This is a genomic window from Novosphingobium sp. (genome assembly GCF_027486195.1).
In the GTDB taxonomy this organism is placed as follows: domain Bacteria; phylum Pseudomonadota; class Alphaproteobacteria; order Sphingomonadales; family Sphingomonadaceae; genus Novosphingobium.
In genome coordinates, this window is sequence record NZ_JAIXPP010000095.1 from 1 (window position 1) to 15,541 (window position 15,541).

At 63.3% G+C, this 15,541-nt stretch carries 14 protein-coding genes; 6 read left to right on the top strand and 8 right to left on the bottom strand.

The window, feature by feature from the left end:
* Positions 1-6: 6 nt before the first annotated feature.
* The 5 genes from clpA to Q0071_RS17380 all read left to right on the top strand — a co-directional run bounded on the left by clpA (position 7) and on the right by Q0071_RS17380 (position 6,256).
* The gene (clpA, locus tag Q0071_RS17360; protein ID WP_298172521.1) at positions 7-2,382 is read left to right on the top strand and encodes an ATP-dependent Clp protease ATP-binding subunit ClpA; all 2,376 of its coding nucleotides are present in this window, start codon (positions 7-9) and stop codon (positions 2,380-2,382) included.
* A gap of 93 nt (positions 2,383-2,475) precedes the next feature.
* Positions 2,476-3,480: a ligase-associated DNA damage response exonuclease gene (locus tag Q0071_RS17365; protein ID WP_298172413.1), complete on the top strand. Its 1,005-nt coding sequence runs from the start codon at positions 2,476-2,478 to the stop codon at positions 3,478-3,480.
* A 30-nt stretch (positions 3,481-3,510) separates the two neighbouring features.
* Positions 3,511-5,106 carry a cisplatin damage response ATP-dependent DNA ligase gene (locus Q0071_RS17370; protein WP_298172416.1) on the top strand — a complete coding sequence of 532 codons (1,596 nt, stop codon included), beginning with the start codon at positions 3,511-3,513 and terminating at the stop codon, positions 5,104-5,106.
* Positions 5,107-5,180: 74 nt separating this feature from the next.
* Positions 5,181-5,582, top strand: a complete 402-nt coding sequence (locus tag Q0071_RS17375) for a group II truncated hemoglobin (RefSeq protein ID WP_298172419.1) — start codon at positions 5,181-5,183, stop codon at positions 5,580-5,582.
* A 35-nt stretch (positions 5,583-5,617) separates the two neighbouring features.
* Positions 5,618-6,256: a YoaK family protein gene (locus Q0071_RS17380; protein ID WP_298172422.1), complete on the top strand. Its 639-nt coding sequence runs from the start codon at positions 5,618-5,620 to the stop codon at positions 6,254-6,256.
* On the opposite strand, the gene Q0071_RS17385 is transcribed toward Q0071_RS17380, so the two are convergent.
* From Q0071_RS17385 to Q0071_RS17405, 5 genes are read right to left on the bottom strand one after another with little or no spacing between them, the layout of a single operon-like run.
* The gene (locus Q0071_RS17385) at positions 6,234-6,521 is read right to left on the bottom strand and encodes a DUF167 domain-containing protein (RefSeq protein WP_298172524.1); all 288 of its coding nucleotides are present in this window, start codon (positions 6,519-6,521) and stop codon (positions 6,234-6,236) included. The genes Q0071_RS17380 and Q0071_RS17385 overlap by 23 nt on opposite strands.
* The gene (locus Q0071_RS17390) at positions 6,502-7,071 is read right to left on the bottom strand and encodes a gamma carbonic anhydrase family protein (RefSeq protein ID WP_298172445.1); all 570 of its coding nucleotides are present in this window, start codon (positions 7,069-7,071) and stop codon (positions 6,502-6,504) included. Before Q0071_RS17390 ends, Q0071_RS17385 begins: the two co-directional genes overlap by 20 nt.
* Before the next feature lie 10 nt (positions 7,072-7,081).
* Positions 7,082-7,615 (bottom strand): GNAT family N-acetyltransferase, encoded by a 534-nt coding sequence (locus Q0071_RS17395; RefSeq protein WP_298172448.1) that lies wholly within the window; start codon positions 7,613-7,615, stop codon positions 7,082-7,084.
* Positions 7,616-7,622: 7 nt separating this feature from the next.
* Complete coding sequence (hemB, locus tag Q0071_RS17400; protein ID WP_298172451.1) at positions 7,623-8,618, bottom strand: porphobilinogen synthase; 996 nt, start codon at positions 8,616-8,618, stop codon at positions 7,623-7,625.
* Positions 8,619-8,671: 53 nt separating this feature from the next.
* Positions 8,672-10,252, bottom strand: coding sequence for a M23 family metallopeptidase (locus Q0071_RS17405; protein WP_298172454.1), 1,581 nt, complete (start codon positions 10,250-10,252; stop codon positions 8,672-8,674).
* A 199-nt stretch (positions 10,253-10,451) separates the two neighbouring features.
* On the opposite strand from Q0071_RS17405, the gene Q0071_RS17410 reads away from it, so the two are divergent.
* The gene (locus tag Q0071_RS17410; protein ID WP_298172457.1) at positions 10,452-11,525 is read left to right on the top strand and encodes a DUF3667 domain-containing protein; all 1,074 of its coding nucleotides are present in this window, start codon (positions 10,452-10,454) and stop codon (positions 11,523-11,525) included.
* A 13-nt stretch (positions 11,526-11,538) separates the two neighbouring features.
* Here Q0071_RS17410 and Q0071_RS17415 read toward each other — a convergent pair whose 3' ends face one another.
* From Q0071_RS17415 to tilS, 3 genes are all read right to left on the bottom strand, one after another.
* Positions 11,539-12,519 (bottom strand): quinone oxidoreductase, encoded by a 981-nt coding sequence (locus Q0071_RS17415; RefSeq protein WP_298172460.1) that lies wholly within the window; start codon positions 12,517-12,519, stop codon positions 11,539-11,541.
* A 19-nt stretch (positions 12,520-12,538) separates the two neighbouring features.
* Positions 12,539-14,479 carry an ATP-dependent zinc metalloprotease FtsH gene (ftsH, locus tag Q0071_RS17420; protein ID WP_298172463.1) on the bottom strand — a complete coding sequence of 647 codons (1,941 nt, stop codon included), beginning with the start codon at positions 14,477-14,479 and terminating at the stop codon, positions 12,539-12,541.
* Positions 14,480-14,571: 92 nt separating this feature from the next.
* A complete protein-coding gene (gene tilS / locus Q0071_RS17425; RefSeq protein ID WP_298172466.1) occupies positions 14,572-15,537 on the bottom strand; it encodes a tRNA lysidine(34) synthetase TilS in 966 nt (321 codons plus the stop codon).
* Positions 15,538-15,541: the final 4 nt, after the last annotated feature.

Here is a 15,541-nt window from a genome sequence, read left to right on the forward strand (position 1 = left end):
AGTGCCATGCCCAGTTTCGCGCAAAGCCTTGAGAAGACGCTGCATTCTGCGCTCAGCAATGCATCGGAGCGCAGCCATGAGTATGCGACTCTGGAGCATCTCCTGCTCGCACTGATCGACGACCCCGATGCCGCTCAGGTCATGCAGGCCTGCGGTGTCGATCTGGGAGATCTTGGTGAAGTAGTTCGCCAATACCTCGATCAGGAGTATCAATCCCTCAAGACGCAGGACAAGGCTGATCCGCAGCCGACCGCGGGGTTCCAGCGCGTGATCCAGCGCGCCATCCTGCATGTCCAGTCGTCGGGCAAGGACACGGTCACCGGAGCCAATGTGCTGGTGGCGCTGTTCTCCGAACGCGATTCGTACGCAGTCTACTTCCTTCAGCAGCAGGACATGAGCCGGCTCGATGCAGTGAGCTTCATCAGCCACGGCATCGGCAAGGGCGGTCGCCAGGTCGAAAGCCGCAGCCCCAAGGGCAGCGAGGAAGCCCAGCCTCAGCAGGAAGAAAAGGCAGACACCAAGAGCGGCGCAAAGAAGGATTCAGCGCTCGACCAATTCACCGTCAATCTCAATGAGAAGGCGCTGAATGGCAAGGTTGATCCGTTGATCGGCCGCGGTCCCGAGGTGGATCGTACGATCCAGATCCTGTGCCGTCGCTCGAAGAACAACCCGCTCTACGTGGGCGATCCCGGCGTGGGCAAGACCGCGATCGCGGAAGGCCTCGCGCGCAAGATCGTCGAAGGCGATGTGCCGGAAGTCCTCAGCGAGGCCGTGATCTATTCGCTCGACATGGGCGCCCTTCTCGCCGGCACGCGCTATCGCGGCGATTTCGAAGAGCGGCTGAAGCAGGTCGTTTCCGAGCTCGAAAAGATGCCGCATGCAATCCTGTTCATCGACGAAATCCACACGGTGATCGGTGCCGGCGCGACCAGCGGCGGTGCGATGGATGCCTCCAACCTCCTGAAGCCCGCGCTTTCAGGCGGCACGATCCGCTGCATCGGCTCGACCACCTACAAGGAATTCCGCAATCACTTCGAGAAAGACCGCGCGTTGCTGCGCCGGTTCCAGAAGATCGACGTGAACGAGCCGACCATCGAGGACACGATCAAGATCCTCAAGGGCCTGCGCAGTGCGTTCGAGGAACACCACAAGGTTCGCTATACGCCCGATGCGATCAAGACCGCAGTCGAGCTTTCGGCGCGCTACATCAACGACCGCAAGCTGCCGGACAAGGCGATCGACGTGATTGACGAAGTTGGCGCGATGCAGATGCTGGTGCCGCCTTCGAAGCGCAAGAAGGTGATCACCGCGCGCGAGATCGAACAGGTCATCGCGACGATGGCGCGCATCCCGCCCAAGTCTGTCTCGAGCGACGACAAGAAGGTGCTTGAGCATCTCGACCGAGACCTCAAGCGACTGGTGTTCGGCCAGGACAAGGCGATCGAGGTTCTGTCGTCGGCGATGAAGCTCAGCCGCGCGGGTCTGCGCGATCCGGACAAACCGATCGGTTCGTTCCTGTTCTCGGGTCCCACCGGCGTCGGCAAGACCGAAGTGGCGCGCAGCCTTGCCCAGATCATGGGTATCCCGCTGCAACGCTTCGACATGTCCGAATACATGGAACGCCATTCGGTTAGCCGCCTGATCGGCGCGCCTCCGGGCTATGTCGGCTTTGATCAGGGCGGCCTGCTCACCGATGCGATCGACCAGCAGCCGCACTGCGTCCTGTTGCTCGACGAAATCGAAAAGGCACATCCGGACCTGTTCAACATCCTGCTGCAAGTTATGGATAACGGCAGGCTTACCGATCATCACGGCAAGACGGTCGATTTCCGCAATGTCGTACTGATCATGACGACCAACGCAGGTGCCAGCGACATGGCACGGCAAGGGATCGGCTTCGGCGACGTGTCCAAGGCGGATGCGGGCGATGAGGCGGTGAAGAAGATGTTCACCCCCGAATTCCGCAACCGTCTCGATGCGATCGTCCCCTTTGCCTACCTGCCGCCGGAAGTCGTCAGCCGCGTGGTAGACAAGTTCATCCTCCAGCTTGAACTGCAGCTGGCGGAGCAGAATGTGCACATCCAGTTCGACAGCGACGCGCGCGCCTGGCTCGCCAAGCAGGGCTATGACCGCCTCTATGGTGCGCGTCCGATGGGCCGCGTCATCCAGGAGAAGGTCAAGAAGCCGCTCGCGGAAGAGTTGCTCTTCGGCAAGCTGGCTAATGGCGGCGAAGTCCATGTCAGCCTCAAGGAAGAGGAAGGCAAGCCGACGGTGCTCTCGTTCGAGCTGACCCCGGCCGCGCCGAAGCTCGTCAAGAAGAAGGCGCGCAAGGGCAAGGGCGGTTCGGCCACGGCCGAGGAGCCGAATACCGACGAAGCCTGACGCAGGCACGCGTTGACACAAGGGGCGGAGCCTTCGGGTCTCCGCCCTTTTTGTCTCTGGCAACCCTGAAGCAATCACGGCATTCGTGATGGCATGGCCAGTTGTTTCACGTGGATCAAAGCGGAGCCGTTGGGCATCCGGATCGTTCCGGCAGACGCCTGGATCGATCCGGCACGCCCCGCCCCGCGCGCGCTCGTGACGCATGGCCACGCAGACCATGCGCGAGGCGGCCATGGCCAAACCGTAGCGACATCCGAGACCCTCGCCATCATGGCTGTTCGCTATGGCGTAGCGGATGGGGCTGTGGCTGCCCGCTATCACGAGCCGATTGCGATCGGCGGAGGCGTAACCGCAACCTTTCTGCCAGCCGGCCATGTGCTGGGCTCGGCGCAGGTCCTGCTGGAGCATGCGGGCGAGAGAGTGATCGTAACGGGGGATTACAAGCGTAGTCCGGATCCGACCTGCCCGCCGTTTACCGTCACCTCCTGCGACCTCTTCATCACCGAGGCCACCTTCGGCCTGCCCGTCTTTCGCCACCCGCCAATCGGCGATGAAATTGCCAAGCTGCTCGGCGCGCGTGAGGCGAACCCGGACCGCTGCGTGCTGGTCGGCGCCTATGCGCTCGGGAAGGCGCAGCGGATCATTGCGGAACTGCGGGCAGCCGGTTGGCAGGAACCGATCTATCTCCACGGCGCCATGGAGGCGATGTGCCGCCTGTATGAGTCTCTGGGAGTTCCGCTCGGCGATCTGCGATCGGTTGCAGGCGTGCCCAAGGCCGCACTGGCTGGTGGCATCGTTATCTGCCCCCCATCGGCGCTTAACGACCGCTGGAGTCGGCGGTTGCCCGACCCGCTGACCGCCATGGCAAGCGGATGGATGCGCGTGCGCCAACGCGTACGCCAACGCGGAGTAGAACTGCCACTCGTGATCTCGGATCACGCCGATTGGAGTGAACTCACCTCGACCATTGCAGACGTGAATCCGGGCGAGACATGGATCACGCATGGCCGCGAAGATGCGCTGCTGCGCTGGTGCGAACTGCACCAGCGCAAGGCCCGTGCGCTCGCCTTGACGGGTTACGAGGACGAAGATGATTGAGCCCCCCGCCCCCGGAAACGGCCAGCGCTGATGCAGCGGTTTGCAGCCCTCCTCGACAACCTGCTGCTCACACCCTCGCGCAACGGGAAACTCGAGCTCATTGCCGAGTATCTTCGTGAGACGCCCGATCCAGATCGCGGCTGGGCGCTCGCGGCCCTGACCAGCGCGGTCGATTTTCCCGCGATCAAGGCTGGTACGGTGCGGGGTCTGATGGCGAGCCGCATCGATCCAGTCTTGTGGACGCTTTCACGCGATTTCGTTGGCGATACTGCCGAGACCGCAAGCTTGCTGTGGCCGGAACCGGAACCTGTCCCGCTCGAACCGCCACCAACACTTGGCGAGGTGGTTACCGCTCTTTCCCAAACCACGCGCGCGAGTGCGCCGCTTGTTCTGGCGAGCCTGCTGGACCGGCTTGATACACCCGGGCGCTACGCCCTGATCAAGTTTGCCACCGGTGCGCTGCGCATCGGCATCTCCGCCCGCTTGGCCAAGGTCGCATTCGCGCAGGCTTTCGCCGTGGCGGTCGATGCGGTCGAAGAGTACTGGCACGGTCAGGAGCCGCCCTACTCACACCTCTTCGCATGGGCCGCTGGAACGGCGCCGCCGCCGCGCACCGATTTGCTGCCGCTTTTCCGTCCGTTCATGCTTGCCCATCCGCTGGAAGACGAGACGATCAGCCTTGCGGAATACGTGGCTGAATGGAAATGGGATGGTATCCGGGTTCAACTGGTCCATGTAGGCGGTGAGACAAGGGTCTATTCGCGCGGCGGCGACGAGATTTCGGCGAGCTTTCCCGAGATCGCAGGCGCCTTGCACATTCCTGCCGTTCTCGATGGCGAACTGCTCCTCCGCGGCTCGGCGCAAGGAGCAGAGGCAGGTGGCGCGGCCAGCTTCAACGCGCTGCAGCAGCGGCTCGGCCGCAAGTCCGTCTCGAAGGCGATGCTTGCGGAGGCGCCAGCCTTTGTCCGGCTCTATGACCTTCTGATCCTGAATGGCGAAGACCTGCGCGAGCAACCCTGGTCGCAGCGCCGCGCCCGGTTGGAAGCGCTCATACCTCAGCTTGATCCGGTGCGTTTCGACTTGTCCCAGACCATAGCCGCAAAGGACATGGACGCGCTCGCCGAGATCCGCGCCAGTGCCCGCGATGCGGCCATCGAAGGCGTCATGCTCAAGCACCGCCAATCGCCCTATGTGGCAGGGCGACGGGCCGGGCTGTGGTACAAGTGGAAGCGTGAGCCTCTGCTGATCGATTGCGTCCTGATGTATGCGCAGCGCGGTTCGGGGAAACGCTCCTCGTTCTACTCCGATTTCACCTTCGGCTGCTGGAATGGCGATCCGGATGCGGGGGCGGAATTGCTGCCTGTGGGCAAGGCCTACTTTGGCTTTACCGACGAGGAACTCCGGTTCCTCGATCGCCACGTCCGTCAGCACACGGTCGCGAAGTATGGACCGGTCCGGGAGACCGATCGCAGCCTGGTGTTTGAAGTGGCGTTCGATTCGGTCCATCTCAGCAAGCGGCACAAGTCCGGGCTGGCGATGCGATTCCCCCGCATCCACCGCATCCGACAGGACAAACCCGCACACGAAGCCGATCAACTGGAGACACTGCGCGCACTGGTCACTTGATCTTGATCAAGGCGGGTTGCCCGGCCGGGTGGCAGGCACAGGCTTGCCGCACTGTCGCTTTGGAGTGAGCATTCTTGGCCACGACGACCGAAACCCCCGCTGCCAGCCCCTATGATCGCATCGGAGGCTTGGCGGCTCTGCGCCGGATCACCGACCGCTTTTACGATCTGATGGAGACCGACCCGGCATTTGCCGCGCTGAGAACCATGCATGCGCCGGATCTTGCACCCATGCGCGAATCGCTGCCGCTCTTCCTTGCCGGTTGGAGCGGCGGCCCACGAACATGGTGGGAGGCCAACCCGGGCAAATGCATGGTGAGCATGCACGCGCCGTTCGGAATCAATCGGGAGCTCGCCGGACAATGGGCCGATGCGATGCGCCGTGCGATTGCCGATATCGCACCCGACGATACCGCCATCGCCGATGCTCTGGCGGACGTGCTGGACCGGATGGCGCGGGGTATGGCCAAGGCTTGATTGGCGAGGATCAAGCAAACGGCTAAGCTGCTTCGATGCTGAGGTATGATCCGCATCGACGCAGGCTGGCGATCGCCCTTTCCGGCCTCGCGGGTTTCGTCGATGCGGTGGGCTTCCTTTCGGCGAATGGCTATTTCGTGTCGTTCATGTCTGGCAATTCGACACGGCTGGGCGTGGCGCTCAGCACAGGATCGAGGGCGGCACTGGTACCTGCATTGCTGATTGCAGGCTTTGTGTGCGGCGTGACATTGGGAGCGCTGGTCGCGCTGCGAGCCGGAGGCCGCCGGAAGCCGGTCGTCCTGGGAGTGGTCACGATGCTTTTGCTGATCGGTGCAACAGCGCGCGGGCTCGGCCATGAGACCTTCATGTTGGCAGCCCTTGTGCTGGCCATGGGGGCGACCAACAACACCTTCCAGCGCGGCGGCGAAGTGACAGTGGGGCTGACCTATATGACGGGTGCTCTTGTCCGCCTCGGGCAAGGTGTGGCGCTGTGGATCGCGGGCAGAGCAGAGCCGGGATGGATTCAGTGGGGTCTGCTATGGGCAGGGCTGCTGATCGGTGCCGTGCTGGGTGCTTTCTTCCAAAGCCAATGGCCCTCTGGCTGTCTGTGGATCGCGGCAGCCTGGGCGGGAATGATGGCCTTGGTTGCGATCAGGCTACCAGTGGAATCTTGAAGAGTTTTTCCCGCGAAGTTGCGCCGCGCAACAAGACAATCTGCGAGGATGGAACAGCCAGCACCTGCCCCAGAAGATCGACGACTGCGGCAGTCGCCTTGCCATCCTCCGGCTTGGCTCTCACTTTGACGTGAACGCGGCCGGACACAATCTCCACCCCTTCACTTCGCGCACCGGGCGTAACCCTGACCGCAAGCCGCCCATCAGCGTCTGCGAATGACCGCAGCGCCTCGGCGGAGGGAAAATCAGCTTTCGGTCGCGCCATTGCTGGCCAGAGCAGCGCCATGGGCACGCGCATTGCCAACGTAGTGCGCGACGCCCAGCTGCATCTCGTGAAGCGCAGCATCAGTGAGATCGCGCATGTAGGCGGCGGGACGGCCGCCCCACAGCTGGCGTGAGGCGATGCGCTTGCCCGGCGTGAGCAGTGCGCCTGCCGCCAGCATGCCATCGCCCTCAATCACCGCACCGTTCATCACTACCGAACCAAGTCCGACAAACGCCCGGTCTTCCAGTGTGCAGCCATGCAACATGACCATGTGGCCGACGAGAACGTCGTCTCCGATCAGCGTGGGGAAGCCTTGCGGGTGACGCGGATCAGGGCTGTCGCAATGGATCACGGTCCCGTCTTGAATGTTGCTGCGCGCGCCGATCACGATCCGGTTCACATCGCCGCGGATCACGCAGTTGTACCAGACCGAGGCCTCCGGCCCGATCTCGACATCACCGATGATCCGGCAGCCCGGTGCGATGAAGGCGCTTGGATGAATGCGCGGCGCCTTGCCGTGAATGGCCGCGATGGTGACGTCGTGATGCATGGCGCTCCCTTCAATCGGCCTCGGGCAGCGGCCGGTGGATGCGGTAGAGAATATGCGGACGAAGCGGATCACCCTCGGCAAGCTCGGGATGCTCAAAGTCCTCGTCAGGATAGCGAATCATCCCGAGGCGCTCCATCAAGCCCCAGCTACGCGTGTTGGCAAGATTGGTGATCGCCATGACCGCGGGAACCGGCAAGTTGGCCCAAGCCCAAGCCAGTGATGCCTCGGCCGCTTCACGCGCCAGACCTTGTCCCCAGGCATGATGGGCAAGGCGCCAGCCGATCTCGTGTTCGAAAATGGGCGAGCGAGGCGGGAGAATTCCGCAAAAGCCGATGAAATCGCCCTCGACCTTGCGTTCCAACGCCCAGAAGACGTGACCGTGTTCGCGCTCGGTGGCGATCATCCGGTCCAACGCAGCGTCACTTTCGGCACGGGTCAGCGGAGGCAGATACTCCATCACGCGCGGATCGCAGGCCATCGCCCAGAATGGCTCACGGTCCGCATCGCGCCAAGGGCGCAGAACAAGCCGCTCTGTCTCGATCATTCCGGTTTCAGGCACCCATCAGACGCGCAGCGTGGAGCGCATGATAAGTAAGGACGCCAGAACAACCCGCACGCTTGAACGCGAGCAGGGTTTCCAGAACCAGCGCGTCGCGATCGCCAGCACCGGCAGCCGCAGCTGCTTCGATCATCGCGTACTCACCGCTCACCTGATAGGCAAAGACCGGCACCTGAAAGGCCTCTTTCACGCGCAGGGCGATATCGAGATAGGGCAGGCCGGGCTTGACCATGACGCTGTCTGCGCCCTCGGCAAGGTCGAGTTCGACTTCGCGCAGCGCTTCCTCTGCGTTGCCGGGATCCATCTGATAGGTCTTCTTGTTGCCCTTGAGCAGGCCTCGCGATCCGACCGCGTCGCGAAACGGGCCATAGAAGGCGGACGCGTACTTTGCCGCATACGCCATGATCTGGACGTTGATATGGCCGCCCTCCTCGAGCGCCTCGCGAATCGCGCCAATGCGACCGTCCATCATGTCGGACGGCGCGATGATGTCTGCACCGGCAGCCGCCTGATTAAGGCTTTGTCCCACGAGTACATCCACGGTCGCGTCGTTGAGGACATAGCCCTCGTCATCGATCAGGCCGTCCTGCCCGTGGCTGGTGTAGGGGTCGAGCGCAACATCGGTCAGAACGCCGAGCGATTCTCCGCAGGCATCCTTGATCGCCTTGATCGCCCGGCACATCAGGTTGTCCGGGTTGAGCGCTTCGGCACCGTCCTCGCTGCGACGCTCCGGCTGGGTGTTCGGGAACAGGGCGATGCAGGGAATGCCGGCTGCCGCTGCTTCACGGGCGCGCTCGGCCACGAGATCGACTGACCAACGCGACACGCCGGGCAGGGAACCGATCGGATCCTCAATGCCCCTGCCTTCGGTTACAAACAGGGGCCAGATCAGATCGGCAGGGGTGACAAGCACTTCGCGGTGCAGGACGCGGCTCCACGCGGTGGCGCGGGTGCGGCGGAGGCGAATGTTGGGATAGCCAGCGGACATGCCCCCGTTCTAGGCGCTGCAGCACCTTTGGGCAACCGGGCGAGATCGCCTGCTTAGTGCTGCGTGCCGACGATGGCGCCCGGCCGGACCGAAAGTAGGGCCTGCAACCGTGCCTTGAAGGCAGCGACCTGCCTGGGATCAACTGCTTGAGTTCGCTGCACCATCCGGACGGAGAACGGATCCACTGTCTGCCCCCCGCGATAGACCTCGTAATGGAGGTGGGCACCGGTGGAGAGGCCGGTCGAGCCGACATAGCCGATGATCTGCCCGCGCCGGACCGCCATTCCCGGCGCGACGGCAATCCGGCTCATATGGCCATAGCCCGTGGCAATGCCGCCGCCATGGTCGAGTCGCACGTAGTTGCCATGGCCCCCATGCCAACCAGCGTACGCCACACGGCCGTCGGTAACGGCATAGATCGGCGAACCCCAGGAGGCCGCGAAATCAACGCCGGCATGCATGCGAACATATCCAAGGATGGGATGACGGCGCATGCCGTAGCCCGAAGTCACATGTCCGCTGACCGGAGCGCCGAACAATCCGCCGTCGGTCTGTCCGCCTCCGGCAAGGTCTGCCAGCGAGGTAAAGCTGCCGTCGGCACCCCAGCGCAGCAACTGCGCACGCGGCTGGCCAGTCCGGACAACGCCGGCATAGAGCAGATTGCCGGCCTCGCCCTCGCCATCAGCGGTGTGCTTGTAGGCAACGACAAGGTCGAATGTGTCGGTAGGCGCGATCTCCTCGAACGGAATCGCCTGATCGATCGCCCGCAGATAATCCTGCACGGCGCTTGGCGGCGCCCCTGCAGCGCGAGCAGAACGGTAGAGGCTCGTGCCAACCAGGCCCTGAACCCGTAGCGGCGTCACATCAACCGTGATCGGCTTGCGTGAGAGCGCCAGGCCTCCACCTTGCCGATTGATCGAAATGGCGAGATCGAAACGCGGGCGAAAGCCAATTGCCATGAGGGGCCGGGGATCCGAAGCGTTGCCCCGCGCGCCGAGCGTGATGGAGAAGCGAGTGCCCGGCGCGATCTCCGCAAGAGGGACAGCGCTGGCGACCATGGCCGCGATTTGTCCCGCATCGCCAGATCCAACACCGGCGCGCTGCAGCATGCGCGGCAGACTGTCGTTCTCACCGATCGTTGCGGAAAGCTGGATTTCAGGGCGCTCGGGAGCGGCTGCCAGCCGTGTGACCACCTCGGTTGCGGCAAAGTGGCGCCCCTGCGTCGAACCCTTCGCAAATGACCGCAGCGATTGTGCGCGAAATTCGACCTGTGATGCTTCGTCCAGTGTCGTCAACGGCGCAGCCTCAAGCGGCGCGAAGCGGGGCCAGAACATCAGTGCCAGCACAGTGAAACCAACAAGCAGGCCAAGGCCGCGAAACCATCCAGCGCTGCCGACGTTCTCGGCAAGATCGGGCACAAGCGCATGCCGACCCGCCCAATATTCAATGCGATGGCAGACCTGCGTCCACCGCTTCGCGAGAGGGTGGTTGCTGTCCCGAAACGTGGGAGCAGGAGGCGGCGGCGGTTCTGGAGGCGGCAGGATGGGCGTGCGGCGCGCGGGTACCACGCCGGGACGCGCGCGACCGAAGGTCACGGTGCTGGCCAGCCCCAATTCGTCACGTGGGCCCAACACTCCGGTTGCTTCCCTTTCCGCCGCTGAAACCGCTCGTCCGGTCCAGATGCCGCGCATTGCCGACACGGAAGAAGCCCTGCACCCGCAAGGTTAATTCAGCGTAAACCCACGCACGTCCCTCGCACCCGCCAAAGGATTTCCGGTCCATTCCGGCCAGACCGGCCTCCGGGCATGGTCACCGCGCTTCGGATTGGCTAACATGAACTGCAATCTGGAAAGAACGGGGCAGGACTGCGGCGGCATGAGCGAGGCACAAGTACTGGGTGATGCCATCGGAGCAGGTCTTGCGGCGCGAGCACTTGAACCCAATGGGGGCGAGGTGGACAGTGGACATACGCACGAGAGCGCATGTCTGAACTGCGGCACGCCCTTGGTCGGGAGCCATTGCCATAATTGCGGACAGACAGCGCATGTGCATCGGACGCTCGGTGCATTCTTTCACGATCTGCTCCACGGCGTGTTCCATTTCGAGGGCAAGATTTGGCACACTTTGCCGATGTTGATCGCGCGGCCGGGCAAGCTCACCCGCGAGTACATCGACGGACGCCGCGCGCGCTATGTTTCGCCGCTTGCGCTGTTCCTGTTCAGCGTCTTCATCATGTTCGCGGTTATCCAGCAGACCGCCGGTGACCTCAACCTGGGCAAGGATGGTAATGTTGCCATCAATGTGGGGGTGTCGAAGGGCTCGGCCGAAATCGAGAAGTCACTCAAGGCCGCGCGGACAAAGCGGGCTGAAGTGGAAGCCAAAGGCGGCGATACCGACGATCTCGACACCGACATCGAGCAACAGGAGCGCGCGCTTGCCGCCATGCGCCGCATGGGCGGCGAGAAGCTTTCCTCGACCGGCTTTTCGATTCTCGATGAGGTGATCGACGAAACCCAGAGCAATCCCAAGCTGGTGCTCTACAAGATGCAAAGCCACGCCTATAAATACAGCTGGGCGCTGGTACCGATATCGGTCCCGTTCCTGTGGCTGCTGTTTCCCTTCAGCCGCCGCTTTCACTTATACGATCACACCGTATTCGTGACCTACTCGCTGAGCTTCATGACGCTGCTCTTTGCGGCTGGCATGATAGCCGGGGCTTTTGGTGCCGACCCGGTTGCAGGCCTGCTTGCGCTGGTCCCGCCCATCCACATGTACAAGCAGCTGCGCGGGACATACGGCACTTCCCGGTTGGGCGGGTTGGTTCGCACAGCCGCCTTGCTGGTTTTCGCCATGTCGGCACTGGCCATATATCTCGTATCGATCGCTGCTGAAGCCAGCACCGGCTAAACCCGCGGTTGTCTTAGCAATCGAGAACGAACGGGCCAGCAGCCCGCGACTCCAGCGCGGCGTGCGCTTTTGCCGCGTCCTGTAGTTCAAAACGACCGCCAAGTGTGACCGGCAGGGCTCCTGCCGCCATTGCTGCAAAGAGCTTTTCGGAAGCGGACAGCAGCGTTCCGCGCGTGGAAATGTAGGGCCAGAGGAACGGACGCGAGACTTTCGCCGACTTTGCGCCGAGCCGCGACAGGTCGAACGGCGGTATGGGGCCTGACGCCTGTCCGTAATGAACAAGATGCCCCTTCACGGCGAGCGACGCCAGAGAGCCCTCGAACGTATCCGCGCCGACTGCATCATAGGCCGCGCCAACACCTTCACCGCCCGTGAACGCCATAACACGCGTCGCAACGTCCTCCTGGCGGTAGAGAATGACTTCATCGCAACCAGCAGCCATCGCGATTGCGGCCTTGTGCTCTGAACCCGCCGTACCGATCACCCGACCGCCCTTAAGCCGGGCCATCCGCGCAACAAGCTGGCCGACGCCGCCTCCGGCCGCCTGAACCAGCACGGCCATGCCCGGACGAACAGGTTCGACTTCCTCAACCAGCGCCTGCGCGGTGAGACCCTTGAGGAACCATGCCGCCGCTACGCCATCATCGATGCCAGCCGGAACCGGCACGGCAAGCGCGGCGCTGATGGTACGGGCGCGGGCGTATCCGCCGTAGTTCCGGGCAATGTACGCGATGCGATCGCCAACGGCGAAGTCCGTAACGCCCTCGCCAACCGCTTCTACCGTGCCCACGGCTTCAAGCCCCGGAATACCGGGCAGGTCGAGCGTGCGGTAGGAGCCCGAGCGAACGTAGATATCGTGGAAGTTAACCGACGCCGCATGCTGGCGCACAAGGAGCTCGCCTGCCAAGGGCGCAGGGACTTCGACCCCTTCGAGCTTCATCACTCCCGGTCCGCCGTAAGCGCGGATGACTATTGCCTCGCTGGCGGTACCCATCGTGACTGTGCTTCCCCCCTTACGCCCCGGCGGGATGGGGATCGCCCGATCCCGAGAAGCGCCGTCCGGCGCGAGGGACAGTGGCGCCTGCGGACGTCACCGGTCGCGCGGGACCGCTCGGTGCCTCCGGCCGATCAAGCTTGCCGTTCTCCATCAGCGCACGGATTTCCTCGCCGCTCAGGGTCTCGTACTCTAGCAGCGCCTGTGCCAGCAGATGAAGCTTGTCCTCATGGGACTTGAGGATATCGGTCGCCCGCGCATGCGCGCCGTCAACCAGTGTGCGGATCTCGCTGTCGATGAGCTTGTTAGTCTCATCGGACATCATGGTGCGCTGCGAACCGCCCATGCCGAGATAGCCTTCCTGCGCTTCTTCGTATTGAAGTGGCCCCAGCTTGTCCGACATGCCCCATTTGGTGACCATGCTGCGCGCCAGGCTGGTGGCGTACTGGATGTCCGACGATGCGCCAGAGGAAACCTTGTCGTACCCGAAGATGATCTCTTCGGCGACACGGCCACCCATGCTCACCGAGAGATTGGCATGCATCTTGTCGCGGTGATAGGAATAGCTGTCTCGCTCGGGCAGGCGCATCACCATGCCGAGTGCGCGGCCACGAGGGATGATGGTCGCCTTGTGGATCGGATCGGAGGCGGCCTCGTTGATCGAGACGATCGCGTGCCCGGCCTCGTGATAGGCGGTCATCTTCTTCTCATCGTCGGTCATGACCATCGAGCGGCGTTCAGCGCCCATCATGACCTTGTCCTTCGCGTCCTCGAACTCCTGCATCGCAACCAGCCGCTTGTTACGGCGGGCGGCCAGAAGCGCAGCCTCGTTGACGAGGTTGGCAAGGTCTGCACCCGAGAAACCGGGCGTGCCGCGCGCAATGACACGCGGGAGCACGTCAGGAGCAAGCGGCACCTTCTTCATGTGCACGCTGAGAATCTTCTCGCGCCCATCGATATCGGGGATCGGAACGACAACCTGACGGTCGAAACGGCCCGGACGGAGGAGCGCAGGGTCGAGCACGTCCGGCCGGTTCGTCGCGGCGATGATGATGATGCCCTCATTCGCCTCGAAGCCGTCCATCTCGACGAGGAGCTGGTTCAGGGTCTGCTCGCGTTCGTCGTTCGAATTGCCGAGACCGTGGCCGCGGTGCCGACCGACGGCATCGATTTCGTCAATGAAGACGATGCAAGGCGCGTTCTTCTTCGCCTGATCGAACATGTCGCGCACGCGGCTCGCGCCGACGCCGACAAACATTTCGACGAAATCGGAGCCGGAGATGGTGAAGAACGGCACGCCCGCCTCGCCGGCGATGGCGCGGGCCAGCAGGGTCTTGCCGGTGCCGGGTGAACCGACGAGCAACGCGCCCTTGGGGATCTGCCCGCCAAGCTTGGAAAAGCGGCTGGGATCACGCAGGAATTCCACGATCTCCTGCAGTTCCTCGCGCGCTTCATCAATGCCCGCGACGTCGTCGAAGGTCACCTTCCCGGAGCGCTCCGTCAGCAGTTTTGCCTTGGACTTGCCAAAGCCCATGGCGCCGGAGCCGCCACCCTTCTGAACCTGCCGCAGTGCGAAGAACGCGACGCCCAGAATCAGAAGGAACGGCAGCGACTGGGCGAGAATGTAGAGCAGAAGGTTGGGTTCCTCCTGCGCCTTGCCGGCATAGCGAACCCCATGTTCCTGAAGGAGCTTGGTCAGTTCGACGTCGCCGGGGACAGGAACGGTGCTGAACTGCTGGTCGTTCTTGAGCGTGCCGGTGATCCGGTCCGGTCCGACCTGCACTTCGCGCACGTTATCCTGCACGACGCTGGCGCGGAAATCCGAGTACGGGATCATCGTCCCCGCAGGATCGGTACGCGTGTTGAACATGGAAACGACAAGGAGCAGCGCGAGAAAGATGCCGCCCCAGATCAGGAGGCTCTTGATCCAGGGGTTACCCTGCGGCTGGTCGTCATTCATGGCGCGGCTTTCGATCCGGGATGATTTTGCTACTCCAATGTAGGACGCCCATGGGGAATGGCAATATAAGCCAAGGTGCGAATTTCTTGCCCCTAGGGACTGCCACTCGGCGAAGCGGCAACTGAGCGCGGCCTAGGCGCCACAACGAAGCGCCATTCTGCCATTCGGCCATCGCCGCGCACACCAGCGAGTGTGGCAATCTCACCCGCGGCCAAACGGTCGTGCCACCGCGCCAGGGCATTTCCACGCGGCTTCGATGTGCCGACCTCGATCAGGATACGCTCGAGCACGCGCTGCGCCACGGCGCGGGGAACGCCGCGAGGATCCCAGTAGGAAACGCCCCCCGACGTTCTCACAGCCCCAAAGCACTGTTCGGCCGCCCAATCGATGGCCGCATCGGCCTCGGCAAGATGGCGTGCGCTGGCGGCAATGGACAGCGGGTCGATGTCCCCCAAGCCGCTCAGCATGGTCCGCATCCTGACCCGCTCGAAGCGATGATCGCGATTCGATGGATCAAGCACGGGTTCGATCCCGGCAGCAGCAACAATCTTTGCCAGATCGCTTCGGCGCCAGCCGAGCAGGGGACGAAGCAGCTGGCAATCAGGCCTTCCCGGAAGTGGAGAAATCCCGCGCATGGCCGCAAGACCGCGAACGCCGGCCCCGCGCGCCAGCCGCATAAACAGCGTCTCCGCCTGGTCATCGGCGTGGTGCGCGGTGGCGATGGCCGCCAGTCCACTGCGGACAGCCCAATCACCCAGCGCAGCATAGCGGGCAACCCTCGCCCGCTCCTGCACAGCTGGCCCTGACGGCAGTGCAATGGTCAGGATCTCGTGCGGAATGCCGAGATCGGCGCACAGCTTGGCGACGTAAAGTGCTTCGGCTGCGCTCTCTGGCCGCAGTCCGTGATCTACCGTCGCCACCCTGAGGGCACCGGGAATCGCTGCCCGTGCCAATAGCAATAGCGCAAGACTATCTGGCCCACCCGAGACGGCGAGACCAGCTGCCGTCTTCTCAGGCCAGATCGCTAGCCAATCGGCAGCGAAGCGGGCTTCCAGCACGCTA